Origin of the sequence: Dulcicalothrix desertica PCC 7102 (assembly GCF_003991905.1) — a bacterium.
Taxonomy (GTDB): domain Bacteria; phylum Cyanobacteriota; class Cyanobacteriia; order Cyanobacteriales; family Nostocaceae; genus Dulcicalothrix; species Dulcicalothrix desertica.
Genome location: NZ_RSCL01000027.1, coordinates 38,723 through 65,407, shown reverse-complemented (window position 1 = coordinate 65,407; position 26,685 = coordinate 38,723). Strand labels below are relative to the sequence as shown.

Genomic DNA, 26,685 nt, shown 5'->3' with positions numbered 1-26,685 from the left:
TAAAATAGAGACGTTATTTATAACGTCTCTACCATAAATATACGATATTGATAAATTTGCGAGGAAGTCACAAGTTAAAAATAATTCTTTATTCTTAACTCCTAACTCCTAACTTATAACTCCTAACTCTTACCTTCTACCTGCGAGCTTCTTTGCCATTTTGCGTAGACGAATTGATTGGGGGGTTACTTCCACAAGTTCGTCTGGACCAATGTATTCGAGCGCGCGTTCTAAACTCATTTCAACAGGCGCCTGTAATTGTACTAGTTCATCACCACCAGATGCGCGGTGGTTAGTTAACTGCTTGGTTTTACAAACGTTGAGTTCTAAGTCTTGAGGACGGTTGTGTTCTCCGACTATCATGCCTTTGTAAACTTTTATGCCGGGAGTAATGAAGAATGTGCCTCTGTCTTCAGCGTTCTTCATTGCGTAGAAGGTTGATACACCTTCTTCAAAGGAGATAAGTACACCTTTGTTACGTGCTTCAATGTCACCACTTAAGCCACGATATTCTAAGAAACTGTGGTTCATAATACCTTCACCACGAGTCATCCGCATGAACTCACCACGGAAACCAATTAAACCACGTGCAGGAATTACAAAATCAAGTTGGGTACGTCCACCGTTACCTGGTTGCATGTCTTGCATTTCGCCTTTGCGCTGTCCCAAACGTTCGATACAGCTACCAACAGATTCTTGTGGAACGTCTAGTACTAAAAGTTCGTATGGTTCGCAAGGTTGACCGTTAACTTCACGGTAAATTACTTGTGGCTGAGAAACTTGGAATTCGTAACCTTCGCGGCGCATTGTTTCGATTAAGATACCCAAGTGTAATTCTCCACGTCCTGAAACGAGGAATTTATCAGGGGAGTCTGTTTCTTCTACACGCAAAGCAACGTTTGTTTCAAGTTCACGCATCAGTCTGTCTCTAACTTGACGCGATGTTACTAACTTACCTTCTTGTCCTGCAAATGGGGAATCGTTTACCCAGAAGGTCATTTGTAAAGTAGGTTCGTCTACTTTAATTAGTGGTAAAGCTTGTGGGTCGTTAGGGTCAGTAATTGTTTCGCCAATGTTCGCATCTGCAAAACCAGCAACCGCCACAATGTAACCTGCGGTAGCTTCTTCCATATCCACACGACGCAAACCTTCAAAGCCCATCAACTTGCTGATTTTACCTTTGATGATGGCGCCTTTATCGTTGATTAATGCCGCTTGTTGTCCCATACGGATTGTACCGTTATGGATACGACCAATAACAATACGTCCTAAGTACTCAGAGTAATCAAGAGTTGTTACTTGTAATTGTAAAGGCTTGTTAACGTCACCTACTGGTGGTGGAACATGGCGCAATATCGCATTAAATAAAGGCTCCATGTCCTTGGATTCGTCTTCTAACTTATCTTTAGCGAACCCAGCTAAACCTGAAGCAAATAAGTATGGAAAATCACACTGGTCATCATCGGCGCCGAGTTCTAAAAACAAATCAAGAACTTTATCGGTAGCGCTGTGTGGTTCAGCTTGAGGACGGTCAATCTTGTTAACAACAACAATAGGACGTAAACCCTTTTCGAGTGCTTTTTTTAACACGAAACGAGTTTGAGGCATTGGGCCTTCGTTAGCATCCACAATTAAGATACAACCATCAACCATGCCAAGTACGCGCTCAACTTCGCCACCGAAGTCCGCGTGTCCAGGAGTATCAACAATATTAATCAGCGTCTCTTTATATTTAACCGCTGTATTTTTAGAAAGAATAGTAATGCCACGCTCGCGCTCTAGGTCATTAGAGTCCATAACGCAGTCCGGAACGTCTTCGCCTTCGCGGAAAATGCCGGACTGTTTCAAAAGTGCATCAACCAAGGTGGTTTTGCCGTGGTCTACGTGGGCGATAATAGCGACGTTACGGATAGGGAGCGTCATAGTGCGCGTTCCAATAATTTAAGAGGGGGTTTTCAGATATTGTTTACACGGCTGTAGTAACAGAATACGGAATTTTTGTGTAACTCTGTAAAGAAGCCTTAACAATTATATTCTAACCTTAATACTTCACCATTGTTTGCTTTGACAAGACTTTTTTGAAATTAAAGTAAAGTCGCCGCTAATTACCCATCCATTGTAACATATATGTAATCTTGTAGCACAGGTATCTTGCCTGTGCAGTATAAGTAATTTTCTTTACCACAGAGACACAGAGGACATAGAGAAGGTATAAATTTGGCTTAATATTATGAAAAACGACAAAATGCCGACGAGTGATAGTTATAACGAGTATCTTATTAAATCTTTGAAAAAAGAGCCTGAGTTAGCAGCAGCTTACATAACTCCTAAAATCCGCATTAACCGACATTGCTGAAGCTCTCGGTGAACAAAATAACATGGCGCCTGTTCAAGTTAAACAGCACCAATAAAAATTAGATACATTGCTTGCACAAAGCGCGGATGAAGCTATATATCATCTTAGAGAATGGTTAGCGGCATTAGGTCTTAAATTAATTGTTGAAGTGGCAGAAAAACAAGAGGATAGTATTTAAATCGTTGTTGAGCGCTGTTAGTGTAAACCTACCTAATGGAATATGTACTGTATAATACATAAACATATCATGAGACATAATTGACAATAAAACTATACGTAAATTATGTTTTGGCAATCTGGACAGCAATTGGACAATGGAAAATATATAGTCGAGAGAAAGTTGGGGCAAGGTGGCTTTGGTGTTACTTATCTTGCCAAAAGTAACACTGGTCATCAAGTAGTTATCAAAACTTTAAAACTAACTGATGGCGACGATTTTGGCAAAAGTCAGCAAGATTTCGTCAACGAAGCGCTAAAACTTGCTAAATGCGTCCACCCTCATATTGTCAAAGTTTACGAATGCATAAAAGTTGATGATTTGTGGGGCATTGTAATGGAATATGTTGAAGGTGAAGAGTTAATTTATAAAAACTTGCCGTTGCCAGAGCAGGAAGCTTTATTTTACATTAATCAGATTGGTGAAGCATTAGAAATGGTTCATAATAAAGGTTTGTTGCATAGAGATGTGAAACCAAATAATATAATTATTAGGGCAAATAAGTCAGAAGCTGTTTTAATAGATTTTGGTATCGCACGTGAATTTAATCCAAATGTAACCCAAACTCATACAGAATATGTAACACCTTTTTATGCTCCACCAGAGCAATATAATCCTCGTGCAAAACGTGGTGCTTTTACAGATGTATATTCTTTAGCTGCAACTTTGTATAAAGTTTTAACGGGGCAAGAGCCAGAAGGTTCTATTTCTAGAATGATGGACTGCGCGCTTGCGTCACCCAAAGAACTTAATCCAAGGTTGAGTAATAAAGTAAATGACGCTATTTTAAAAGGTTTGGAGCTAGTTCCAGAAAATCGTCCTCAATCAATTAAAGCATGGTTACAGCTATTAAATAGTGATTCTGAGGATATTTATACAAATATATTCTCTCATATCTCAATACAAGCAAATAATTATAGCTCTTTAGAAACTCTATTAGTAGATGGAAAATGGAAAGAAGCTGATAAAGAGACAAAAAATATACTGCTCAAGCTATGCAATAGAGAAGTAGAAAATTATATTACTTATGAAAGTATTTTAGATATAAACACGCAAGATATTTGTATTCTTGACACGTTATGGGTAAAGTGCAGTAATGGACATTTTGGTTTTAGTGTTCAAAAGGAGATTTGGAGGAATAGTGGAGGTTGTATTGGTAAGTTTGATGAAGAAGCTTGGGTAAAATTTGGAGAAACTGTAGGTTGGAGAAGTACAAGGCAACACCAAATTTTGTTTGCAAGTTGGACTAGTAGAGAATGGTCTTATTATTCTCAAATTAAATTTAGCCTTGATGCTCCTAAAGGTCATCTTCCAAGATTATGGGATGAGTGGAGAGGTGGGGTAGAGTTAGTTGCCATAGCATTGAAACTTGAAAGCTGTGATGATTAATTTGCTTAAGTGTCATTTTTAAGGAAATATTGGGTTTCACATAACCTAGTGGTTCATGTCAAAAGTTTTGGTGGGTAGGGATATTGGCAACGGATGATGAACGGATGTAACGGATAATTGATTCGTTTAAAGGAGGCGCCGTAAAAAAATTTTGTTTGTATCAAATAAATCATCCGTTACATCCGTTGTATCCGTTGCTAACCAACTCCCCAAAACTTATGACATGAACCACTACGTTGCTTCTCTGTGCCTCAGTAGTATCTATAGTAAAAATTATTACTTATAATGCACATCTGGGATTTTGTTCCACAAGAAGTGATGCTTTGTATAATTTTGGCTTTTTATATGGCTTCGACACCAATATTCTGGGGATGCTTAGTTTTTGATGCGTGGATATGACAGCTATAACGTTCCAATTTAGTGATGAACATGGATTAGAAGATTATCGTCGGGCTAGATTTTTTGCTGGTTGGCATCACGGTGCCAATGGTGAGGTATATACTGAGAAGACGCTGCAACAGATGAATTGGACAAATTTGGGTTACCGTTTGGGCGCCATTTTTGGGACTGCGAAGGCCTCCGAAATTGATGAGGTTTACCAATGGTGCTTTCGCTTGTGGTGCCGATGCAACTAAGGGGCTATAACTATAAACAAAAGTAAACAAATATGAATTATGAATAAATTCTATACAGTTTTACGTAGATAATTGAGGAAGGGAAAGCAGGAACAAGGTTATTGCCCTTACTTTCCTTGTGCATTAAAGCGTTTTGTCCTTTTTGTAGGCTAGCTCACATACAAAAAGGCTGTTATCGGAACATACTACTTACAGAGCTATCTTCGTGTATGCGCCAAATCGTTTCTCCGAGTAGATTCGCCACTGACAGAACTACGAGTTGTGGGAAGCGTTTACGAAGCGATTCCATAGAAGTGTCGGCGCCTAACATCGGTATTGTATTGGTGACGATTACTTCTTCAAATAGTCCGCTTGATAAACGCTCGATTGCTGGTGGTGAGAACACCGCATGGGTCGCACAAGCGTATACTTGTCTCGCGCCTTCTTCGCGCAACAGTTTGGCGCCTTCGGTGATGGTACCGCCGGTGTCTATCATATCATCGACTAGTACGGCTGTTTTGCCTTTAACATCACCGATTACATTTAATACCTCAGCGACGTTGTGCGCTTGACGACGTTTGTCAATGATTGCCAACGGGGCATCATTGAGCTTTTTCGCAAATGCGCGCGCTCTTGCAACACCACCTGTGTCAGGTGATACTACGACTAAATCCTCAAGTTTTTTGCTCGTCAGATAGTCTAAAAGTACTGGCGAGCCGTATACATGGTCGAGAGGTATGTCGAAATAACCCTGAATTTGAGCAGAGTGCAAGTCCATCGCCAAAACCCGATTGGCGCCTGCTTCCGTAATTAGGTTTGCAATCAATTTAGCGGTGATTGATTCGCGTCCTGCCGTTTTACGGTCGGCGCGTGCATATCCATAGTACGGAATTACTGCCGTGACTTGCCGCGCGGAAGCACGACGACAAGCATCAATCATGATTAGGAGTTCCATCAAGTTGTCGTTGACAGGATTGCAACAAGGCTGGATTAGGTAAACATCACAACCCCGTATTGATTCCTGTATTTGGACATATAGTTCTCCATCCGCAAAACGTTTGCGAATCATCGGTCCCAAATCCATGCCCAAATAGCGGGCAACTTCTTGGGAAAGTTGTAAATTAGCAGAGCCAGAAAATAGCCGCAGACGATTACTTTCGGTAAATCCTGTTGGCGCTGGCTGCATTTTTAAAGTTGCAGAACTAAGCACAGCAGTTCCTCGATGTGCATTCATGGCAATCTTATCATCAGAGATTTGGCTTTTCTACGCGGAAGTTGCTGAAAAATGAATAGTCTGTTGTTTGAAGTTTTGATGAAAACTTTCACGTATGACTCCGCAAAACATAACTATTAAGTTTTTCAGTCTTAAAATAGTAAAACTACCTTTTTGACAGCTTAACAGACATGAAGTCTGGATATAAGACCTATTTTTGTTTTTTTCTGTAGAGACGCGATTAATCGCGTCTCTATCTTCATCAGTTATAGCTTCTTGCATCACTATTGAATTAACTTTGTGTACAGTTTTTATTTCGGCAATTACAAAAGCACTTATTATGAGTGCAGATAGGGGGCAGTACAATATTCTATGCTATTCGTCGCAAATTGTTTACACTGTTGTAACTCCTCTTATCAAATGCAATGCTGATTTTTAGATGTAATGCAAATCACTTTGCTTGAGAGTTACCGAGGCCGTCTTTTGTATCAAGGACTAATATTGATGATGCAACATACTTGATTTCGAGTCGCAAATCTAACAATATATCCAAGAAGTGCGGAAAATCATATTTTTCTGCTGAAGTACACTCATGGTAAGTGTAAAAATTGTCAATCTGAGAGTTACACAAGCCGTTTAAAGTCTACGGCACTTACTATGTTGTGCGTCTGTCTGTCTTTATAGCTTATCCTCGTATAAAGCTTTTATTGGCGTTCTTAAATTAACATCACCATGCAACCACCCATTCCAACTGGCACTATCCTACAAAATCGTTATCGCATAATCAATATTTTGGGTCAGGGCGGGTTTGGTAGAACCTATCTGGCAGAAGACCAGCGACGTTTTAATGAACCTTGTGCAATAAAAGAATTAATTCCCAATGCTACTGGTACAACTTCCGCTTGGGAGAAAGCACAAGAGCTTTTTCAACGCGAAGCCGAAATTCTCTATCAAATTCAGCATCCCCAAATTCCACAATTTCGCGAACGATTCGAGCAAGACCAGCGGCTATTTTTGGTGCAAGATTACGTTGCTGGTAAAACTTATCGCGATTTACTCGAAGAACGTAAAGCTACAGGAAGTACTTTTACAGAAGAGGAAGTTGTCTATATTATACGCTCTTTATTACCTGTACTCGAACATTTACACAATCGCGGTATTATTCATCGCGATATTTCCCCAGAAAATATTATTCAACGTCAAATAGATAATAAACCAGTACTAATAGATTTTGGTGTCGTTAAAGAATTGGCGACTAAGTTACAGTCACCAAGTGGAACTGTTAACGCGACATCAGTTGGTAAGTTGGGTTATGCACCTGGTGAACAAATGCAAACTGGCAGAGCATACCCTAATAGTGATTTATATGCTTTAGCTGTAACCGCAATTGTTTTGTTAACTGGCAAAGAACCAGCAGATTTATATGATGAAAATTTGACGTTGTGGAATTGGCAGCGTTTTGCTAAAGTTAATCCTCGTTTTTCCCAAGTTTTGAATCGAATGCTTAAGTATATTCCTGGGGAGCGTTATCAAAGCGCGCGCGATGTTGAGCAAGCATTAGATTCTATAAATGGTTTAACCAATGGTTTAACACAGCCTGACCCCAGAGCTAATAATTTATCTAACGTACAAACTGTTGCTGTGGGTCGGCGCCCAGACCCAGTACTGCAACCAATCGAACAAGAATACCAAGGACGCGCTTCTAACAGACCCGACCCAGTTATTCCTCCTGTCAATAGCAATAATTCGGTATTAGATAATCCTTTGGCAGTTGGAGCTATTGGTGCTGCGGTCGTTGTGCTAGCTGGATTTGGTTCTTGGGCATTAGTTAGTACAATTCGTAACCAACCTAAACCACAAACACCAATAGAAACACCACCGCAAACTTTTCCTTCTCCTGTAATTAGTGAAAGCGCAACGGTAACTCCAACACCTACGTCAACCTCGGAACCTGCTGTATTTAGTAAAAGGTTGAGATTTGATGCTTCTGGTCTTGCTACTGTTCAAGGTAAATTAGGCGCCAATCAAATTGTTTTATATACATTTCAAGGTGAAGAGGGACAGCAACTAACAGTTTCATTGGCTCAACAAGGTCAAATCGAGCTAACGGTACTGGCGCCAAACCGCGAAGCAGTAGATGGGGCAGCAAGAAATGTTGCATCATATCAAGGCACGCTTCCATTTACAGGTAGATATACGATTCAACTTAGTCCGGCGCCTGGAGTTGCAGAAAGCGAGTATAGTTTAACAGTTGGGCTAGTCAAACCTTTAATTTCTACACCAACACCTTCTCCTACAGTCCCAACACCTACACCAACAGCAACGCTTGAACCAACTCCCGAACCAACACCTACTACAACAGAGATTTTTCCAACACCAACCCCAACTATTGACTTAACAAAACCAGCAGAAGGCATTTTCGATAGAAGAGTACCTGGTAGTTTTCCGACTCCAACACCAGATAGCACTCAACTAGAAAATGCTGCTCCTACTGAGTAGTCAGGTCGAAATAATCGATGAAATTTGTAAGATAATAAATAAACAAGAACCTTAAAAAAAATTAAAGTTGAATTCACTACTAATTACAGCCACTGATACCGAAGCAGGTAAAACAGTTTTGACAACTGCGCTTGCAGCTTATTGGCAAAAATATCGTGCATCCCATAGCTTTGGCATCCTGAAGCCAATACAATCAGGAGAAGGTGACCGCGAAACTTACCAGAAGCTATTTTCGTTACAGCAGTCACCATCCGAAATCACACCACTATATTTTCAGGCGCCACTGGCGCCACCAATTGCTGCTGCCAAAGAAAATAGAAATGTAGATTTGGGGTTAGTATGGCAAACTCTGACGAAATTGCAGCAAAACAGAGATTTTGTGTTTGTCGAAGCATTAGGAGGACTGGGTTCTCCCGTCACTTTTGAGTTAACAGTAGCTGACTTAGCAGCCGAATGGCGTTTACCTACTATATTAGTTGTGCCTGTGAAACTAGGCGCCATTTCTCAAGCTGTTGCAAATGTCGCGCTCGCTAAATTAACCAAAGTTAACTTACTGGGAATCGTTCTAAACTGTTCTCAACCATATAGCGAAGCAGACATTGAAGATTTGGCGCCAGCCGATTTGATACAATCACTTACTAATATTCGAGTTTTTGGCTGTTTGCCATATTTTGAAAACCCTAGTGATTTAGAAAAGTTAGCGGCTTCAGTATCTAATTTAGATTTAGAACACCTCTGGCAACGGATGTAACGGATGTAACGGATAAACCAAAGCATAATAGGAATAGAAGTGCATTACTGTTATTCAATTAGAGTTTTAAGATGATTTCTGCTTTTCCAAGTTTAACTTCAGTCGATTTATCTCGAATTCGCCTGTCTATTCGCAACCTTCATCCGCAAATAATCGAATGGCGGCGCCGACTCCATCAACAGCCCGAATTAGGTTTTCAAGAAAAACTTACTTCTTCATTTATTGCGAGTAAGTTGCAAGAATGGGGCATTGAACATCAAACAGGTATTGCCCAAACAGGTATTGTTGCCATTATCAAAGGCGAAAAACTCCCCACTCAGCACTCAGTACTCAGCACTCAGCACTCTAAAGTTTTGGCAATTCGTGCGGATATGGACGCATTACCTGTTCAGGAGCTTAACGAAGTAAGTTACCGTTCGCAGCACGACGGGTTGATGCACGCTTGTGGACATGATGGGCACACTGCTATTGCTCTTGGTACAGCGTATTATTTACATCAACATCGTCATGATTTTGCTGGCACTGTTAAAATAATTTTTCAACCTGCTGAAGAAGGCCCAGGTGGCGCCAAACCGATGATAGAAGCGGGAGTTCTCAAAAATCCACAGGTTGATGCGATTATTGGCTTACATTTGTGGAATAACTTGTCTGTAGGAACTGTAGGTGTTCGACCCGGCGCCTTAATGGCTGCTGTAGAATCTTTTGATTGCACGATTTCTGGTCGAGGTGGACATGGCGCCATGCCACATCAAACTGTAGATTCGGTTGTTGTTGCTGCCCAAGTTGTTAATGCACTGCAAACTATTGTCTCACGTAACGTTAACCCGATTGATTCCGCCGTTGTTACCATTGGTAAACTTCATGCGGGCACTAAGCGTAATGTAATTGCTGATACTGCTGACATGAGCGGGACTGTTAGGTACTTTAACCCAGCTTTAGTAGGCTTTTTTAAGAATCGTATCGAGCAAGTTATCAGTGGTATTTGTGAAGCGCAGGGTGCCAAATATGACTTAAATTACTGGTCATTATATCCGGCAGTAATTAACGATGCAGCTATCGCAGAACTTGTTCGCTCTGTTGCTGAGGAAGTTGTGGAGACACCGCTTGGTATTGCACCCGAATGTCAAACTATGGGCGCCGAGGATATGTCATTTTTCTTACAAGAAGTTCCTGGTTGTTACTTTTTCTTGGGTTCAGCAAATCCTGAGAAGGGTTTAGCATATCCGCACCATCACCCACGATTCGATTTTGACGAAACTGCTTTGGCAATGGGTGTGGAAATTTTTGTACGATGTGTAGAGAAATTCTGTAATTAGTTTGTTCAAGCAGGTATAAATGGTTATAAGTTTGTTTTTAACTAATTTTATTTATACCAGCTAATTATGACTTCCCAGCTATTAAATCCTACAGTCCTCGGCGCCTTAACAGACTTTGAAAATTCCAAAACTCCTGGTGTATGGGCAAGCGTTGATAAAAAGCAGTTAGTTGCAGAAATGCGGTTGCGTCTAAATGACCCGTTTCAAATCAACCAAGGTGCCCAACCTTTTTGTGGCCCTGCTGCTATTGTATTTGAATTGGTTCGCAAGCAGCCTTTACGGTATGTCCAAATTTGCCGTAGTTTGTTTGAAACAGGCAGTTACACTCTGACAACAACCAAAATAGAGGCATCACGGACTTTACGACGTAGTAATGGGCGCCTGCGAATGAGTCAGTCTGACTGGATGGTTTTAGCGACGTTGCGAGAATCTGAAAACTCCATATTTAATATTGAAGCAGAGGCGCCGGAGATTGTGCGTAACTTAGCTGGGATGACAAAATCTTGGGAAATGAAAGGTTGGACAAAAGAAATATTAGGCTATCGCACCTGCACTTACCGTCACACATATTTATATGGAGAATTTGACGCACTGCAAGAAGCATCTGCATCAGTTGCAGCAGGTGGAGTTGCATTTGCTTTAATTACTGCTGATGGTTTGTTACGTGGAAAAACACCATTCCTTCCACTTCCCACCCATTGGATTAGCATTTTAGGTAATATCTCAATAAAAGGAGGCGACTGGTTTTCTGACGAGAACGGGCGTATTAGTATGGACGTGTATTCTTGGGCTAGACAATATCATATCAATTTAGACGAGGCGCCTTTCGAGGATTATTTCTGGGGTGTCGTAATTGGAAGTTAACAAAACGCTGCTGCCCCACGTAATAAGCACTTCAGTGCTTCCCAAGCGTGCTTTCCTCCAATAAAAAAAGGTGAGCATTAATACTCACCTAAAATTCAACCACAGTAAACACTTAAATCCCAGTAAGCCTATTATTGAAGCTCTGGCACTGGTAAAACTTTAAACTTTATTTATATTTTGTTTATTTATTGATGAATCTTAACTTGATCCCTCAGATGATGCCTTCTCTCTATTGGGATAAGCGATAGTCTACTTAAAGATAGATACCACGTTTCATTAGAAGCAGGCGCCATGACCCTAGTAAAAACCCTAGTAATTAATGGAAATAGCGTATATCCCCTAGTAAAAACATCTCAAAATTACTAGGGGATATAACACTAGCCCTAGTAATGACCCTAGTAAAAACCCTAGTAATTAATGGAAATAGCGTATATCCCCTAGTAAAAACATCTCAAAATTACTAGGGGATATAACATTAGCCCTAGTAATGACCCTAGTAACGACCCTAGTAATTATGGAAATGGCATATATCCCCTAGTAAAAATATTCAAACTAAAAAACCCGATTGTTCAAAATCGGGTTGAGAGAATAAATAAGTTTTACTTATTGAATTAATTTAAATTATTAATCTAAAAAGCCCATTATCATGTCGGAATCGTCAATGCTGTTTGAAGCGACAGGACGATTGCCCATTACTGAATAGGTTTCTGAAACAACAAGCGCACTGGAAGCGATAGGACGAATACCAGAAAGGTTGATGTTGTCTACTACATCTATTGTATTCGCACCAATTGGACGAATACCCATGATATTCACTGTGTCTACAACATGTAGATGGCTAACCCCAATTGGACGAATACCTGAAATTGACATTGTTTCGGCAATTTCTAAATCACTTGCGGCAATTGGACGTTGACCGGAAACTGCAAGTGAACTGGGTTTTTCTTCACGAAGCTCAAGCTTGCTCGATTTTTCTTTTCCGTTGGATGATTCTGCTGGCACTGGCTTATCCTTTGTTAACTCGACTTTGTTTTCTACTTTTGTTTCTTCTGTTTCAACTGAATTGTTGGTTTCAGGTGTGGTTTCAGCTTGACCTTGGCTGTTTTCAACATCCACTGTGGCTTCCCCTTTGAGCTTGGCACGTCGCTGCCGAGGACTGGTTGGTTTGCCAGTGCTGCTGATGCCCATGTATTATACCCTCACTTCTTAATTGAATTTTACGATACTTAGGAGTATGAAAAATTTCCCTCTATATGAGAGTTTAACTTCAAAAGGGCTTACATAGGTATAATTATCTTCATCATATACATATAAGTAAACATTAATCGTTACGATTAGTAAAACTTAATTACAAAATAGAAACGTTAGAAACCGGGTTTCTTTGTTGGGGATTGTAATAAAAGTTACAAATTAGCGTAGAAACCCGGTTTCTGGTTATCCGTAGGAAAATACCGTATTTTTAGCAAGCGCTCTTGGTGGTACATTCGCTACTATTATGTAGGGTATTCATAGTACTTAAGTACGAATATATGAAAGAGTTTAATCTTCAAGCACCCTTTCAACCAACTGGTGACCAACCGCACGCTATTGAGCGATTGGTTAAATCTGTAAATGCTGGTAATATGTACCAAACGTTGCTCGGCGCCACTGGGACTGGTAAAACGTTTTCAATCGCGTCAGTAATAGAAAAGGTAGGTAAACCAACGTTAGTTTTAGCACACAATAAAACGTTGGCAGCGCAGTTATGTAACGAATTACGAGAGTTTTTCCCAAATAACGCTGTTGAATATTTTGTTAGTTATTACGATTATTATCAGCCAGAAGCTTATATTCCTGTCAGCGATACATTTATAGAAAAGACAGCTTCGATTAATGACGAAATAGATATGTTACGACACTCAGCGACTCGTTCGCTGTTTGAACGGAACGATGTTATTGTTGTTGCCTCGATTAGCTGTATATATGGTTTGGGTATCCCTAATGAATATCTCAAAGCTGCAATTCCGTTTCAAGTCGGGATGGAAGTAGACCAACGAGAAATTTTGAAAGACCTTGTGTCTGTTCAATATACCCGTAACGATATTGAAATGGGTCGGGGTAAGTTTAGGGTTCGGGGTGATGTTCTCGAAATTGGACCTGCATACGAAGATAGAATTATTCGCATTGAGTTTTTTGGGGATGAAGTTGATGCAATTCGTTATGTTGACCCAGTAACAGGGGAAATATTACAGAGTTTACAAGCAGTAAATTTGTATCCAGCACGTCACTTCGTTACACCCGAAGATAGATTAGAGGTAGCTATTAATGATATAGCGGCTGAACTTAAAGCACGTAAACTGGAACTAGAAGAACAAAATAAGTTGTTAGAAGCACAGCGCATTGACCAGCGTACCCGTTACGATTTAGAAATGTTGCGCGAAGTTGGTTATTGTAACGGTGTCGAGAATTACTCACGTCATTTAGCTGGGAGACTTGCAGGAGAACCACCTGAATGTTTAATTGATTATTTTCCTAAAGATTGGTTGCTAGTAATAGATGAGTCTCACGTTACAGTACCTCAGATTCGCGGTATGTATAATGGCGACCAAGCGCGTAAAAAAGTACTAATCGAACATGGGTTTCGTTTACCAAGTGCTGCTGATAACCGTCCTTTAAAATCAGAGGAATTTTGGCAGAAAGTCAATCAGTGTATTTTTGTCTCAGCAACTCCTGGGGATTGGGAGTTAGGAATCTCTGAAGATAATGTCGCTGAACAAATTATTCGTCCGACTGGAGTGCTTGACCCAGAAATTGTTGTCCGTCCTAGTAATGGTCAAATTGATGATTTATTAGGCGAAATTAAAGACCGTGTAGACCTACAAGAACGGGTATTAGTTACGACTTTAACTAAACGAATGGCTGAGGATTTAACCGAGTATTTGCAAGATAATAGTATTCGCGTTAGATATTTACACTCAGAAATTAATTCCATTGAACGTATTGAAATTATCCAAGACTTACGTGATGGAAAATTTGATGTATTGGTAGGTGTAAACTTACTGCGGGAAGGTTTAGATTTACCTGAAGTTTCGTTAGTGGCAATTTTAGATGCTGATAAAGAAGGATTTCTACGTGCGGAACGTTCTTTAATTCAAACCGTAGGTCGAGCTGCGCGTCATATACGTGGGCAAGCGATAATGTACGCTGATAACCTTACTAACAGCATGTTAAAAACCATCGAAGAAACCGAACGGCGCCGTGGTATTCAAATGGCACATAATAAGATGCACGGCATTACACCGCAACCAATAGCCAAGAAAAAATCGAGTAATGCAATTTTATCATTCTTAGAAGTTTCGCGGCGCCTGAATTCCCAGGAATTACAGATAGTCGAAGAACACATTGACGAAATACCATTAGAAAGCATTCCTGATTTAATTACCAAATTAGAAGCGCAAATGAAGGATGCTGCCAAGAACTTAGAATTTGAAGAAGCAGCTAAGTTTCGCGACAAAATTAAAACCTTACGCGACAAGTTGGTAGGTAGATAACTGGCAACGGATGTAACGGATGTAACGGATGAGTAATTGTAAGGTGGCTTATAAGCCACCAACAGTTAGCTAAAATAAACTATCCGTTACATCCGTTCATCATCCGTTGCTAGTTTAATCTCTATCTCACGATATAACCGTTATCATCCTTGTTAAAGAGGTAAAGAATTGGCAAATCGATAAATATATAAAAAGAACATAACAAGCTAATATTCATTGCAGGTGAAAGTGATGTTACCCACCTTTTTAACAGTCTTGGCTACCACATTGAGCCTATTGATTGTAGATATTCTTTTTCGTGGCGTTGTTATCGCCAACTTTCCAGCAGCTTTAATTGCGGGCGCCGTAATCGGTTTTCTTAATGGTTCGCTTAAGCCAGTTTTATCAGCATTCTCTTTACCATTGAATTTTGCCACTTTCGGCGGTTTCTCATTAATTGTCAACGGATTCTGTTTTTGGTTGGCAGCAGCATTAGTTCCTGGATTTGGCGTACATGGAATTGCAGCATTTATTTTAGGACCTGTAATTCTATCGCTAGCTAACACGTTTATTAACAACTACTTCGTCGAAAAGAATGTTGCCCTCAAGGGTAGCGAAAATAAAGCTCAATTGCCTTCTAGCTAATTATTCAACTAAATCAATCTGTACAAACAACTCACAAAACTATGAAAGCACTTCGTTACATTCTCGGTATTGCAATACCTCCTTTAGGTATTTTCCTCACATACGGTGTAGGTCAAACTCTAATTATCAATGTTCTGTTGACTTTGTTAGGTTGGCTTCCTGGTAGTATTCATGCGCTTTGGGCAATTTCCAAGTATGAAGAAGGTCTCGACCCCCGCAGAACTGTATAAAAGTTTATCTAGGTAAGTAAGGATAAGAGTGGTTTTCAAAAGGTGTAAGTTAAGCTTACACCTTATTTTTTGATATATAATTAACCCCCCCAACCCCCTTGATAAGGGGGGCTTTAAATGCATAAATTTACCCCCCGAATTTCGGGGGGCAGGGGGGGATTTTATCTACAATTTAATTTACTTACGAATTGCAGGTTCCTTACCGTTGTCTACAGTGTCTTTGTCTTTAAACAAGCTTGTCGCTGCTACAAGTAAGTCTTTTAATACTTGTTTTACTTGATGTTCACGACGTGCAATGGCGCCGCCAGCTTCACCCAATTTAACATCGAGTTGCCCATGCTTTTCTTTGACTTGTCCAATCATGGATTCAGCTTGTGGGCGTGAATCATTGTACCATTTTTTGGCTTCTTCAAGGTAATTAGTTACTTCTTCACCACGTCCACCATAACGCGCGGCTAAGTTTGCTCTAACAATTGCCAGTTGTGCTTGTAACTGAGCATAGCGTTTTCTTAATAATGCTGCTTCGTCACTATTTTGAATTGCGTTTACAGCAGATTCAATAGAGGTTTTGACGTGTGAAGACTTTTCTGTGCTTGTGTCTTTAATTTCTGCCAAGATTCCGTCTACTTCTTGTTGAATTTTCTCTTCTTCTTCGTCTACCTGCGCTTGCAACTGCTTAACTTGAGCTTGTGTTTGTGCAATTGCTTCGTGTCTTTGGGCGTTTACAGCTTCGAGGGCACCTTCAATTGATGCAGTAACTTCTTCTTTGATTTCAGTACCGCGTTCAGTTAGGTTTTCAGTTACCGCAGAAACGGCTTCACGTACTAATATACGTAAATCTCTTGAACCTTCTTTAAATTCTCCAACTACCCCCGAAACGGCAGATTTCACGATTTCTCTAACTCGGTCAACTCGCAGTTGCCCAGTTTGTTTCGCTAAATCTAAGTCAGCTTTTATTTGTTCTTTTATGTTATTAGCCATATGCTACTACGGTTCTTACCGCACTAATTAATTGACATGTCATATTATTTTTATATTGGCGCAGTAACTTAAAATTCGTTACTTCCTTTAGGTAGATAATCAGTACATTTTTAATAGCATCTATCTTTAGATATACTTCTTAAGTAGAGTATAATTATAGATACCAGTAATTATGAGGTGAATAAATTGAAGAAGTTAGTAGTTCTAGTATTATTATTGATAGTTATTACTATTCAACCCGCATATGCTGAAGATATAGGCGCCGGAAGTAAAATATTTGAAGCCAATTGTGCAGGATGCCATATTAATGGTGGTAATATTGTGCGACGTGGTAAAAATCTGTTTAAGAAGGCTCTGAAACGAAATGGAATCGATTCGATGGAAGCTATTACTGAGCTGGTAACCAATGGTAAGAATAATATGCCTGCTTATAAAGACAAATTGACGGCGCCAGAAATTCAGGATGTTGCGACATATGTACTACAGCAGGCTGAGAATAACTGGCGCCATTAAATCCCAATTGTTAAGTTAGAGGTTATTCCAAGAGTTGCTAACAACGTTAAAGTAAGTTGCTGTAGCTGCTGAATGCAGATATAGCCTTTTCTATAAGGTGTGTTATGCACCTTATTTGCACAACATCAACTATTTCAAAAATTATGAGAACTGTATTAATTATCATTATCTTTATATATAGCTTAATAGCTTATCCTGTTACAGCATCTAGCAACACCATAACAACTAGTAAATACTCTGAGCGTACAATTCATAACCCTGACGGGATTGGTAAATTCTATATGGGTCGTGAAATTGCTCATGTAATGCGACATACAGGCGCCATGTGGTTAGAGCGTCCAAGTCGAGAAGCTGAAGAACAACCTAGTAAAATAGTCAATGCATTAGAACTAAAACCCAATTATGTAGTTGCTGATATAGGCGCCGGAACAGGTTATCTAAGTTTTTTGATGGCGCCGACCCTTACACAAGGTAAAGTTTTAGCCGTGGATATTCAACCACAAATGCTCGACATCATTAATTTTTTCAAAGAAGAAAAGCACATTGATAACGTGGAACCCATCTTAGCAACTCTCAATAGTCCAAATTTACCATCAGAAAGTATTGACTTAGCCGTAATGGTCGATGCATATCATGAATTTGAATATCCTTATGAAGTGATGTCTGGTATTGCTAAAGCATTAAAACCAGGTGGTCGAGTCGCACTTGTTGAATATCGAGGTGAAAACCCTTTTATTATGATTAAAGGGTTGCATAAAATGACACAAAAGCAAGTCAAAAACGAAATGCAAGCTGTAGGTTTAACATGGCAAGAAACAAAAAACTTACTACCACAACAGCATTTAATGTTATTCACAAAAGCCTAAATTTACTTAAATAGTATGGGCGGGCAAGGATGCCCACCCCACAAGAGGTAAATTTAAGTATTTTAATTTGGCGCCTTTGAGTCAGTGTTTTTAGGAATCACACTCAGAGTTTTAGTCGCACTATCCCACACAACCCATCCAAACTTTCCATCTAACTCATGGTCAGTATCAGAAACATTAAAGTAAAGCTTTTCACCACCTCTTTCAATTGCAAAATCAGCATTTTGTGCATACACAACTTTAAACCCCTTATCACGTAAGACAAACATTGTCCACTGTTTTAAAGACTGTCTTGTCGGGTCATAAGGAATTAAAGGTCTTCTGATGGCATCTTCGATAACACTATACAACTTAGCTTGTTCTGACATTTTTTTACATTAAAACGCTTTTTACTTATTTTAAATAATTAGTGGCTTTAATTTTAACTTCCGGCGCCATTGTTAATTCTGCATGTAGAGACTGAACCTGTTTAGTCTCTACATGCATTATTTACACTGGGTCACAGCGAATTTCTACCATGAACCCATCAGGGTCATAAAAATATACACCTCTACCTGTGGGACGACTGACTGGGCCATGTGCGATTGTTATACTATTTTCTTGTAAAACCTCCACCGCGCGGTCGAATGATTCGGGTGATATGTCGAATGCGAGATGGTAAGCTCTTGTAAAGGTATGTTCTGGATTTGGGTCGGGTGGTTGTAAATCGGGTTCCCAGAATAAATCAAGTATAGTACCGTCGGGTGTTTCAAAGTTAGCGACTTTTCCCTCTGCTACTAATTTTGCTAAAGTTTCGGGTATTTCATCACCTATTAGCTCATGTAACCCCAAAAGATTACCGTAAAACTTCCGCGAAGCTTGCATATCTTTAACATTTAGCGCAATATGGTGAACTCGTCGCAAATCACCGCGCGTAAGAGTAGTGTTTAAATGAGGAGAACTTAATAGCATAACTGCACCAAAGCTATTTACTAAGACAGAAGCGAGACTTTACTTTTAAATCTTAAGATGAAAAATAAACTTCTGCTATGGCATTTGATTATTCTTTAGATTTTAAAAATATAGATTTCCGCGCACATCCTGAACTCTACCGCGTTGGCAAAGGTGAACAAGGTGTATTATTGGTTGAGCCGTATAAATCGGAGATTTTGCCGTATTGGCGATTTAAGTCTCCAGAAATAGCCAGAGAATCAAGCGAAAAAATATACGAGATGTTTCTTGCTTATTTAGAGCAGGATGATTTTGTGGGTGCAGATATGGCAAGAAAATTCCTGCAAATGGGATACACCCGTGCGCGTCGCTATGCAAATCACAAAAGCGGTAGAAAGTATAAAAGCAATCCCCAAAAAGAATTGTCACTTGAAGCACAGCAACAAGCAAGGCAATTAATTTTACCTTATGAAGAAGACCACTACAAAGCTGAGTCGGCGGCGATTTTTAAACAAAAGTGGCAAATTGCAAAAACAAATCCTAGGTATCTTCTGCTTTTGAACCAACATAAAAATCGTTACGAATTGTAGAGACGCGATTAATCGCGTCTCTACTCAGCACTATTAAGAAATATTAAATTTTGTAAATTTGTGCCTAAAGTACCTCCCAAGATAGATGAAGTATGCCAATCTATTCAAAACATCTATCGGGAGTTAGAAATAATGCAACCAGTAAACGTAGGGCAATACCATTTAGCTCAAGTGAATACAGCAAAAATGCGCTATTCGCTCGATGCTCCAGAAATGGCTGATTTTGTTGCACAAATTAATAGTGTTAATGCCGTTGCTGATGATGACCCTGGTTTTGTTTGGCGATTACGTGGTGAAGGTGCTGAAGATGCTACCAATATTCGAGTTTTTGATGATGAGAGTATTTTAATTACTTTGACTGTATGGAAATCACTCGAAGCTTTGTCTAATTATGTTTATCACGGCGCCCATAGTGATATCATGCGTTCTCGGCGCCGTTGGTTTGAAAAGGTAGAACAGCCAATTTTAGCAATGTGGTGGATATGTGCAGGTTACACGCCAACCGTTAACGAAGCGAAGAAAAGACTGGAACATTTACAGCAATATGGCTCTACACCTTATGCTTTCTCGTTTCGTAAACCATTTTCACCGCTTGATGCACTTGAATACGAGCAGCTAAATCTGGCACTGACCTAAAATCAATATAAAAATGATTATGATTATATAGCCCTAAACTTAAAGTATCTGCATCGCTAGAACGATGTTGTAAATATTAGTTGTTGCGAGGATAAAGCTAAAATCGAACAACTATATAAATGACTAGCTCAACCTTACCCAATACATTAAGCAGCGTTTTTGAAGAACACTCCCAACCAGAAGCACTTTTCGATGCTTTAATGCCAGCACTTGGAGAAATTTTAAAATGTGACCGCGTATTTCTGTACGTGCGAAATCCTAATACCAAAATTGGTATAGTTCCCGTTTGCTGGCGCCTTCATACTGAAATTCCAGAGGTGCTAGACTCTGATTGGAAACAAGAACCAGCATCTTTAACTTCAGAAGACCCAATGTTTGCTGCTGCTGTGCGAACTGAACCCTCAATTTATATTGAAGATGTTGAAACTACAAGTCCAGATGTTCTATCCGTTGAATTTGAGCGTTCATCGTTTGGACACCGGGCACTAGTTCACGCGCACTTATGTTATGAAAATCAACTTTGGGGAATTCTACAACCCTGTATGTTTAATACTCCAAGAGTTTGGTCGCAGTTCGACCGTGAAGTAATATCCTCAGTTGAAACTTTACTCACACCTGCTGTAGTTAAATATGTCAAACAATTTACAGTTTAATCTTGCTCAAAACGCTTAACCATTAGGGGTAAAGGAAAGTTTTTACCCTTTACCCTTTATTCCTTAGCCTTTACCCCTCCTGTCAAACTTGTAGTCGTTTTGCTGAAGCAGCTTTTGAGTAGAAACCAAAACAACCACTAGTAGCAAAAGCTGGATTTCCCAAGGCGCCAGTATCAAGCTTATAACGAAACTAATAATAGCAATACCACCAGCGAGATAGCCTATCTCGTCAGTGCTTTTTTGAAATAAGTAGCCGCTAACTAAAGCAGTCAGAAGCGGTAATAAAAATGCTAAGACCATCTCTTTAAAACCTCTGAATTCACAAGCAGAAGCGCATAGATATAAATCTTGCGACCTTCTAATATAGCAAAAGTAGTAAATTTTACACTTACTTTCAACTTTCGTTACTGCACCCTGCTTAAGATAACAAGGATGGGGAGTTAAATTCCGAATCCATTTGGTATGTTATCTTAACATCTGATTATGAGAATATTAATACTTATAAAGTTATAAAAAATTAAAAAGCAAAAAGCCACGTGAAATCGTTATTCTATTATGAGTTATAGGTATAAATGCGTTAATATTTCTTAACATATGACATAATTTTATATTTTAATAAGAATTTCGAGTCTATAAGTATATTTACTTAACAAATTTGGATTAGTTTTAACTATACCCAAGGTAAGAAAAATTTGTTACTTACAACTCAAGAAACCGGGCTTCTTCACGATAGACTAGAGCTTCGATGCAAAATTTTGACCAGAAGCCCGGTTTCTAGGATTTGATGCGTAAAATTTGTTACTTACACTTAAGAAACCGGGCTTCTTCACGATAGACTAGAGCTTCGATGCAAAATTTTGACAACAAGCCCGGTTTCTCTTGTGAAAGTAGGTTATAGTAACTTCGGTTTGAATAGCAGCTTAAAACATCCGATGCTTAATATTCCACAGACTCTAGCAAGCGAACTTAACCTTAAACCCTTTCAAATTGAGAGTGCGCTTGAACTTTTCGCTGAAGGTGCGACGATTCCCTTTATTGCACGCTACCGTAAGGAACGCACTGGTGAGATGGACGAAGTGCAGTTACGGGACTTATCAGATAGATATAGTTATTTAACAGAGTTAGAAGAGCGAAAAGCGGCGATACTTAATTCAATTAACGAACAAGGTAAGCTAACCCCTGAGCTAAAAGCGAAAATAGAGACTTGTTTGCAAAAAAATGAGTTAGAAGATTTATATTTACCTTATCGTCCTAAGCGTCGTACACGTGCGACTATTGCCCGTGAAAAAGGTCTAGAATCTTTGGCTGAATTTATTAAGTCTTTAAATGTCAAAAATGGGCCGCTTGTTCCTCTTGAACTTGAAGCAGTTAAATATATTTCAGAAGAAAAAGGTGTAAAGAGTGGTGACGATGCACTCAAAGGCGCCGCTGATATTTTAGCAGAGGAAGTTGCGGATAAAGCAGAATTGCGGGCATATTTACGCGATTATTTGTTAGACGAAGGTACGTTTGTCTCGCACATCAAAGACGAACACGCCGAAGGAACGACAAAATTTGAGATGTATCGTAGCTTTAGCGCAAAAGTTAGAAATATTGCACCTCACAACTTATTAGCGCTGTGTCGTGGCGAAAATGAAGGGATATTGAGTTTTGAAATATCTTACGACGAAGATACAGTACTTTCGTATATAGAATCTCAAGAAATTAAAACAAAGCACCGTCCAATACGCGCGTTTTATCAAGAAATGCTCAAAGATGCATTTAACCGCTTGATGAAAACTTCGTTGATAAATGAAGTTATTGCCGAGAAAAAGCTTTATGCTGATATTGAGTCGATAAAGACCTTTGAAACAAACTTACGCGAGTTGTTATTATCGGCGCCTGCGGGAATGAAACCAACAATGGCGGTAGACCCAGGTTTTAGAACTGGTTGTAAAGTCGCGATTCTTGACCAAACGGGAAAATTTTTAGAATATCAGGCTATTTTCCCTCATACAGGCGCCGATGGACGTGTGAAAGCTGCCCAGTCGGTCAAAAATTTGATTGAGAAATACAAAATAGAGTTGATAGCTATTGGTAACGGTACAGCATCACGCGAAACCGACGAATTTATTGGTGATGTACTCAAAACAATTGACCGTAAACCCGTCAAAGTAATAGTAAACGAATCGGGAGCATCTATATATTCGGCAAGCAAACTAGCTGGGCAAGAGTTCCCCGACCTTGATGTTACCGTGCGCGGCGCCATTAGTATAGGTCGGCGCCTGCAAGACCCACTCGCAGAACTAGTCAAAATTGACCCTAAATCAATTGGAGTGGGACAATATCAACACGACGTAGACCAGAAACTATTAAAGAAAAAGCTCGAAGAAACTGTAGAAAGCTGTGTAAACTACGTGGGTGTAGACTTAAACACTGCTTCGAGTCAACTATTAACTTTTGTTTCGGGCATTACATCAGCAGTAGCTAATAATATAGTCGCTTATCGTGATGCTAACGGTACATTTAAAAATCGGCGCCAGTTATTGAAAGTTCCCAAACTTGGACCAAAAGCTTTTGAACAAGCAGCAGGTTTTTTACGAATAAGGGGTGGTGAAAATCCTTTAGATAATACTGCCGTACACCCAGAAAGTTACAAATTAGTAGAAAATATAGCATCTGACCTCAAAGTTCCAATAAACCAGGTAACACAAATTGCCGAAAACCTGAAAAAAACAGGTTTGAAAAAATACCTTACTGATACTATTGGAGAACCAACGCTGCGTGATATCCTTAGCGAACTAGAGAAACCAGGACGTGACCCACGTGCTGAATTTAAATATGCCACCTTTAAAGAAGGTATCAAAGAAATTACCGACCTCAAAGTAGGAATGGAATTAGAAGGTGTTGTTACTAATGTCGCTAACTTTGGCGCCTTTGTCGATGTCGGTGTTCACCAAGACGGGTTAGTACATATATCCCAACTAGCCGACAGATTTGTAGACGACCCTAAGAAAATAGTCAAAGTCGGACAAGTCGTCAAAGTTCGAGTCATGGAAGTCAACGAAAAACTCAAACGCATCGGTTTATCAATGAAAGCCGCAAAACAATAAAATAATGTCATGCTGAGGAACGAAGCATCTCCACCATTGTCATGCTGAGGAACGAAGCATCTCTCAATTGTCATGCTGAGGAACGAAGCATCTCTCAATTGTCATGCTGAGGAACGAAGCATCTTTCAATTGTCATGCTGAGGAACGAAGCATCTCTAAAATTTTCACACTACTAAATGTGTACTCTGTGGTAAAAAAGCTTTTAATCTTACCACAGAGACCCAGCCCACAAGAGAGTCTTAACTTTCTTCTTTTTAAGTAATATCAAACTTTTGCTTTAGTCTATCTTGCTCATCTATCAACCACTGTTTGAGCATCTCTTCAGAAGGAAGCGCCACCATATAACGCGACACAAACAATTGATTATCAAGTCCTGCCGTTGCATAATGGACAGCTTCCGCATCCTTTTCTGCACAAAGAAGAATCCCAACAGGGGGATTTTCGTGAGGATATGCGACATTCTCTTTCAAATAATTCAGATAAAAGTTCATTTGCCCAGCATAATCATGTTTAAACTTTCCTAGTTTTAAATCGATAGCAATCAGGCATTGCAAAGAACGATGGTAGAATAACAGGTCAAGAAAATAATGTTCTCCCCCAACAGTAACTCTAAATTGACGGTCAACAAAGCAAAAATCTCGCCCTAACTCGCGCATAAAATCTTGCAAATGGCTAATTAAAGCTTTTTCCAGGTCAGACTCTGAATAACTTGCTCGCTCCTCTAACCTCAAAAACTCTAAAATATACGGGTCACGCAAAAGAGTTTCAGGACTCTGGATAATCTGCTCTTCACTCTTCAGTGCCAAAACAGCTTCTTTATCCTTCGATAACCCTACCCGCTCATAAAGCATACTGTCCATTTGACGTTTGAATTCTCTTATTGTCCAGTTGCTTTTTATACATTCTGACTCATAAAAAGCCTGTTTAGTTTTGTCGTCTATACGAGTTAATTCCAATAAGTGTGACCATGATAATGTAGAGAACAAGCGCAAGTAATAATTGCTATCTTGCCACGAAAATGAAGGTTTCTGTAATTCACGAGCAAAAAGGGCTGGAAATATGTCCTGGTCGGCGTTTTGAAATTCGGCAGACACTGCCTGCCGAATTTGAAGAGCGTTTCCTGATATACCAAGCACTGGTAAAAAAGTAGATATATTTTCATTTTTTGCCAAAGCAGGATAAGCCAGCGCGAACTGGCGAAAATTCTTTAAATTACGCTCAGATAAACCTTCAATTTTTCTACGTTTTAAGTCATTGGCAAGCCTTTGAAGCAACTGTGTGCCATACGCTGCCCTATCAACTCCATTTTGCTCATACTCAAAAATGTAGGCGCCTATAAACCAATTACGAATAGTCAAAATCTTATTAACCGCGCGCGCAACTGTCGCTAAACTTGTGTTGTTAATGTTACTAATATCACTAATAAGTTCTTCGTAGTTCACAATAATACTTCTGCACCAATGGTTATAAATAGTAAAACATATATATAAACATTTGGGTATAAACTTTATATAAAAAATTCACATTTTAAACGTGGCAGCATCACCGTATTATACAAGTTGTAAAAAACTGTCGTTTGAATTGTTAAAATCCAAATAAATTACATATTTTGAAATTGATTATCTTTTTAATTACTTATACAATTACTTTAGCTATACTCAAATTACTGTGTTAGAATAAAAGCAAATTGCGTTACACCAGAAGTGCTGGTATAAAAAAGAATTGCGTTTAGGGGTAAATTCACATGGAAATCAAAGTTTATGATATTGTTGCAGAATATGCAACTACAGTATCTACAGCACAAAAGTTGTATGATATAGTCTATCCTGAATTGCTAGCAGAGAAAAATATCAGCTTGGATTTTACGGGTGTAAAAATTGTTACGTCATTATTTTTTAACTTAGCGATCACTCGGATTTTGAAAGATATCACACGTAAAAAATTTGATCAACTTGTGGAATTTACAGGATTATCAGAACGTCATCAAAAACTTCTCACTCATCTTATAAAAAACGCTGAACGTTATTATTATGATGAGCAATATCGTAATGCAGTTGATACCGTTATGTCAGAAATGGCATCGGCATTATAATTTATGGCAGTAAATCTTAATATTCAAGCAGACATTATTGATATCCAAAGCGATATTCCGCGAAAGGAAGATATTTTCATCGTTGATACTAATGTATGGTTTTGGCAAGGATATCAAAATGCTGCTTCTACTATTAGAAGCGGAGATAGTTATAAATTAACTGATTACCCTAACTATCTTACAGAAGCTGTAATAAATGGAGCAACTTTAACTTATTCAGGGTTAACTCTAGCAGAGCTTGCCCATATTATTGAGAAAAATGAGTATAAAATCTATAGGCAATCTCATCCTAGTATTACATCAAAAGAATACCGTCATAACTACCCAGAAGAACGACTAAATGTTGTTGCAGAAGTTGAGAAATGTTGGGAGCAAGTCAAAGATTTTGCTGTTCCTGTAAATCTGAACGTTAACGATGAAACAACTGATGCTGCCTTAAATAGATTTAAAACTCAGGCTCTTGATGGATATGATTTATTAATACTTGAAGCAATTAGTCAAGCAGGCGCCGGAAATATAAAAGTAATTACTGATGACATTGATTACGCCGTGGTTCCGGGTATCCAAGTTTTTACAAGCAGGCGATATATCATTGAAGAAGCTGCAAGACAATCAAAGTTACAGGTACGAGTTTAAAAAATATATTCGTTACTAGCTAGTACTTCAGTTTTGTGCTATTGGCGCCAACAACCCAGATTTACAGCTTTTTAATTTATAATATGACGTAAT

Annotated in this window: 26 protein-coding genes; 18 read left to right on the top strand and 8 right to left on the bottom strand. The window is 39.2% G+C overall.

The window, feature by feature from the left end:
* Window positions 1–129: 129 nt before the first annotated feature.
* Window positions 130–1,923, bottom strand: coding sequence for a translational GTPase TypA (gene typA / locus DSM106972_RS40280; protein WP_127085965.1), 1,794 nt, complete (start codon window positions 1,921–1,923; stop codon window positions 130–132).
* A 307-nt stretch (window positions 1,924–2,230) separates the two neighbouring features.
* Between typA and DSM106972_RS55160 the strand changes: the two genes are divergently transcribed.
* The 3 genes from DSM106972_RS55160 to DSM106972_RS40265 all read left to right on the top strand — a co-directional run bounded on the left by DSM106972_RS55160 (window position 2,231) and on the right by DSM106972_RS40265 (window position 4,597).
* On the top strand, window positions 2,231–2,356 hold the full coding sequence (locus DSM106972_RS55160; RefSeq protein ID WP_267901214.1) for a hypothetical protein: 126 nt from the start codon (window positions 2,231–2,233) through the stop codon (window positions 2,354–2,356).
* Between the two features lie 283 nt (window positions 2,357–2,639).
* Window positions 2,640–3,962, top strand: coding sequence for a serine/threonine-protein kinase (locus DSM106972_RS40270; protein ID WP_127085964.1), 1,323 nt, complete (start codon window positions 2,640–2,642; stop codon window positions 3,960–3,962).
* Window positions 3,963–4,357: 395 nt separating this feature from the next.
* Window positions 4,358–4,597 (top strand): hypothetical protein, encoded by a 240-nt coding sequence (locus DSM106972_RS40265; RefSeq protein WP_127085963.1) that lies wholly within the window; start codon window positions 4,358–4,360, stop codon window positions 4,595–4,597.
* A 172-nt stretch (window positions 4,598–4,769) separates the two neighbouring features.
* On the opposite strand, the gene DSM106972_RS40260 is transcribed toward DSM106972_RS40265, so the two are convergent.
* Window positions 4,770–5,810: a ribose-phosphate pyrophosphokinase gene (locus tag DSM106972_RS40260; protein WP_127085962.1), complete on the bottom strand. Its 1,041-nt coding sequence runs from the start codon at window positions 5,808–5,810 to the stop codon at window positions 4,770–4,772.
* A 711-nt stretch (window positions 5,811–6,521) separates the two neighbouring features.
* Between DSM106972_RS40260 and DSM106972_RS40255 the strand changes: the two genes are divergently transcribed.
* From DSM106972_RS40255 to DSM106972_RS40240, 4 genes are all read left to right on the top strand, one after another.
* Window positions 6,522–8,288: a serine/threonine-protein kinase gene (locus DSM106972_RS40255; protein ID WP_127085961.1), complete on the top strand. Its 1,767-nt coding sequence runs from the start codon at window positions 6,522–6,524 to the stop codon at window positions 8,286–8,288.
* A 67-nt stretch (window positions 8,289–8,355) separates the two neighbouring features.
* Window positions 8,356–9,039, top strand: coding sequence for a dethiobiotin synthase (bioD, locus tag DSM106972_RS40250; RefSeq protein WP_127085960.1), 684 nt, complete (start codon window positions 8,356–8,358; stop codon window positions 9,037–9,039).
* A 71-nt stretch (window positions 9,040–9,110) separates the two neighbouring features.
* Complete coding sequence (locus DSM106972_RS40245) at window positions 9,111–10,355, top strand: M20 family metallopeptidase (protein ID WP_127085959.1); 1,245 nt, start codon at window positions 9,111–9,113, stop codon at window positions 10,353–10,355.
* A 66-nt stretch (window positions 10,356–10,421) separates the two neighbouring features.
* Entirely contained in the window at window positions 10,422–11,219 is a 798-nt protein-coding gene (locus DSM106972_RS40240) for a hypothetical protein (RefSeq protein WP_127085958.1), read from the top strand.
* A gap of 624 nt (window positions 11,220–11,843) precedes the next feature.
* On the opposite strand, the gene DSM106972_RS40235 is transcribed toward DSM106972_RS40240, so the two are convergent.
* Window positions 11,844–12,407, bottom strand: coding sequence for a hypothetical protein (locus DSM106972_RS40235; RefSeq protein ID WP_127085957.1), 564 nt, complete (start codon window positions 12,405–12,407; stop codon window positions 11,844–11,846).
* Between the two features lie 341 nt (window positions 12,408–12,748).
* Between DSM106972_RS40235 and uvrB the strand changes: the two genes are divergently transcribed.
* The 3 genes from uvrB to DSM106972_RS40220 all read left to right on the top strand — a co-directional run bounded on the left by uvrB (window position 12,749) and on the right by DSM106972_RS40220 (window position 15,603).
* Complete coding sequence (uvrB, locus tag DSM106972_RS40230) at window positions 12,749–14,749, top strand: excinuclease ABC subunit UvrB (RefSeq protein ID WP_127085956.1); 2,001 nt, start codon at window positions 12,749–12,751, stop codon at window positions 14,747–14,749.
* Between the two features lie 231 nt (window positions 14,750–14,980).
* The gene (locus tag DSM106972_RS40225) at window positions 14,981–15,373 is read left to right on the top strand and encodes a phage holin family protein (protein ID WP_127085955.1); all 393 of its coding nucleotides are present in this window, start codon (window positions 14,981–14,983) and stop codon (window positions 15,371–15,373) included.
* Window positions 15,374–15,414: 41 nt separating this feature from the next.
* The gene (locus tag DSM106972_RS40220; protein WP_127085954.1) at window positions 15,415–15,603 is read left to right on the top strand and encodes a YqaE/Pmp3 family membrane protein; all 189 of its coding nucleotides are present in this window, start codon (window positions 15,415–15,417) and stop codon (window positions 15,601–15,603) included.
* A 177-nt stretch (window positions 15,604–15,780) separates the two neighbouring features.
* Here the strand turns inward: DSM106972_RS40220 and DSM106972_RS40215 are convergent, their stop codons facing one another.
* Window positions 15,781–16,584, bottom strand: a complete 804-nt coding sequence (locus DSM106972_RS40215) for a histidine kinase (protein WP_127085953.1) — start codon at window positions 16,582–16,584, stop codon at window positions 15,781–15,783.
* A 186-nt stretch (window positions 16,585–16,770) separates the two neighbouring features.
* Between DSM106972_RS40215 and petJ the strand changes: the two genes are divergently transcribed.
* Both petJ and DSM106972_RS40205 read left to right on the top strand, forming a co-directional pair.
* Entirely contained in the window at window positions 16,771–17,097 is a 327-nt protein-coding gene (gene petJ / locus DSM106972_RS40210) for a cytochrome c6 PetJ (protein ID WP_127085952.1), read from the top strand.
* A gap of 143 nt (window positions 17,098–17,240) precedes the next feature.
* Window positions 17,241–17,963, top strand: coding sequence for a class I SAM-dependent methyltransferase (locus DSM106972_RS40205; protein ID WP_127085951.1), 723 nt, complete (start codon window positions 17,241–17,243; stop codon window positions 17,961–17,963).
* A gap of 62 nt (window positions 17,964–18,025) precedes the next feature.
* Here the strand turns inward: DSM106972_RS40205 and DSM106972_RS40200 are convergent, their stop codons facing one another.
* Together DSM106972_RS40200 and DSM106972_RS40195 are read right to left on the bottom strand one after the other, a co-directional pair.
* The gene (locus DSM106972_RS40200) at window positions 18,026–18,331 is read right to left on the bottom strand and encodes a hypothetical protein (RefSeq protein WP_127085950.1); all 306 of its coding nucleotides are present in this window, start codon (window positions 18,329–18,331) and stop codon (window positions 18,026–18,028) included.
* A gap of 121 nt (window positions 18,332–18,452) precedes the next feature.
* Window positions 18,453–18,914, bottom strand: a complete 462-nt coding sequence (locus DSM106972_RS40195) for a VOC family protein (protein WP_127085949.1) — start codon at window positions 18,912–18,914, stop codon at window positions 18,453–18,455.
* A gap of 77 nt (window positions 18,915–18,991) precedes the next feature.
* On the opposite strand from DSM106972_RS40195, the gene DSM106972_RS40190 reads away from it, so the two are divergent.
* From DSM106972_RS40190 to DSM106972_RS40180, 3 genes are all read left to right on the top strand, one after another.
* The gene (locus DSM106972_RS40190) at window positions 18,992–19,483 is read left to right on the top strand and encodes a DUF4385 domain-containing protein (protein ID WP_127085948.1); all 492 of its coding nucleotides are present in this window, start codon (window positions 18,992–18,994) and stop codon (window positions 19,481–19,483) included.
* Between the two features lie 60 nt (window positions 19,484–19,543).
* Window positions 19,544–20,119, top strand: coding sequence for a DUF3291 domain-containing protein (locus tag DSM106972_RS40185; RefSeq protein WP_233787010.1), 576 nt, complete (start codon window positions 19,544–19,546; stop codon window positions 20,117–20,119).
* 119 nt (window positions 20,120–20,238) lie between these two features.
* Complete coding sequence (locus DSM106972_RS40180; RefSeq protein ID WP_127085947.1) at window positions 20,239–20,772, top strand: GAF domain-containing protein; 534 nt, start codon at window positions 20,239–20,241, stop codon at window positions 20,770–20,772.
* Between the two features lie 63 nt (window positions 20,773–20,835).
* Here DSM106972_RS40180 and DSM106972_RS40175 read toward each other — a convergent pair whose 3' ends face one another.
* On the bottom strand, window positions 20,836–21,072 hold the full coding sequence (locus tag DSM106972_RS40175) for a hypothetical protein (RefSeq protein WP_127085946.1): 237 nt from the start codon (window positions 21,070–21,072) through the stop codon (window positions 20,836–20,838).
* Between the two features lie 632 nt (window positions 21,073–21,704).
* Between DSM106972_RS40175 and DSM106972_RS40170 the strand changes: the two genes are divergently transcribed.
* Window positions 21,705–23,864: a Tex family protein gene (locus DSM106972_RS40170; protein ID WP_127086016.1), complete on the top strand. Its 2,160-nt coding sequence runs from the start codon at window positions 21,705–21,707 to the stop codon at window positions 23,862–23,864.
* A 254-nt stretch (window positions 23,865–24,118) separates the two neighbouring features.
* Here the strand turns inward: DSM106972_RS40170 and DSM106972_RS54230 are convergent, their stop codons facing one another.
* Window positions 24,119–25,306, bottom strand: coding sequence for a PDDEXK nuclease domain-containing protein (locus tag DSM106972_RS54230; RefSeq protein WP_158632957.1), 1,188 nt, complete (start codon window positions 25,304–25,306; stop codon window positions 24,119–24,121).
* A 302-nt stretch (window positions 25,307–25,608) separates the two neighbouring features.
* Here DSM106972_RS54230 and DSM106972_RS40160 point away from each other — a divergent pair, with 302 nt between their 5' ends.
* Together DSM106972_RS40160 and DSM106972_RS40155 are read left to right on the top strand one after the other, a co-directional pair.
* Window positions 25,609–25,956, top strand: coding sequence for an STAS-like domain-containing protein (locus DSM106972_RS40160; protein ID WP_127085944.1), 348 nt, complete (start codon window positions 25,609–25,611; stop codon window positions 25,954–25,956).
* A gap of 3 nt (window positions 25,957–25,959) precedes the next feature.
* The gene (locus DSM106972_RS40155; RefSeq protein WP_127085943.1) at window positions 25,960–26,592 is read left to right on the top strand and encodes a hypothetical protein; all 633 of its coding nucleotides are present in this window, start codon (window positions 25,960–25,962) and stop codon (window positions 26,590–26,592) included.
* Window positions 26,593–26,685 lie beyond the last annotated feature (93 nt).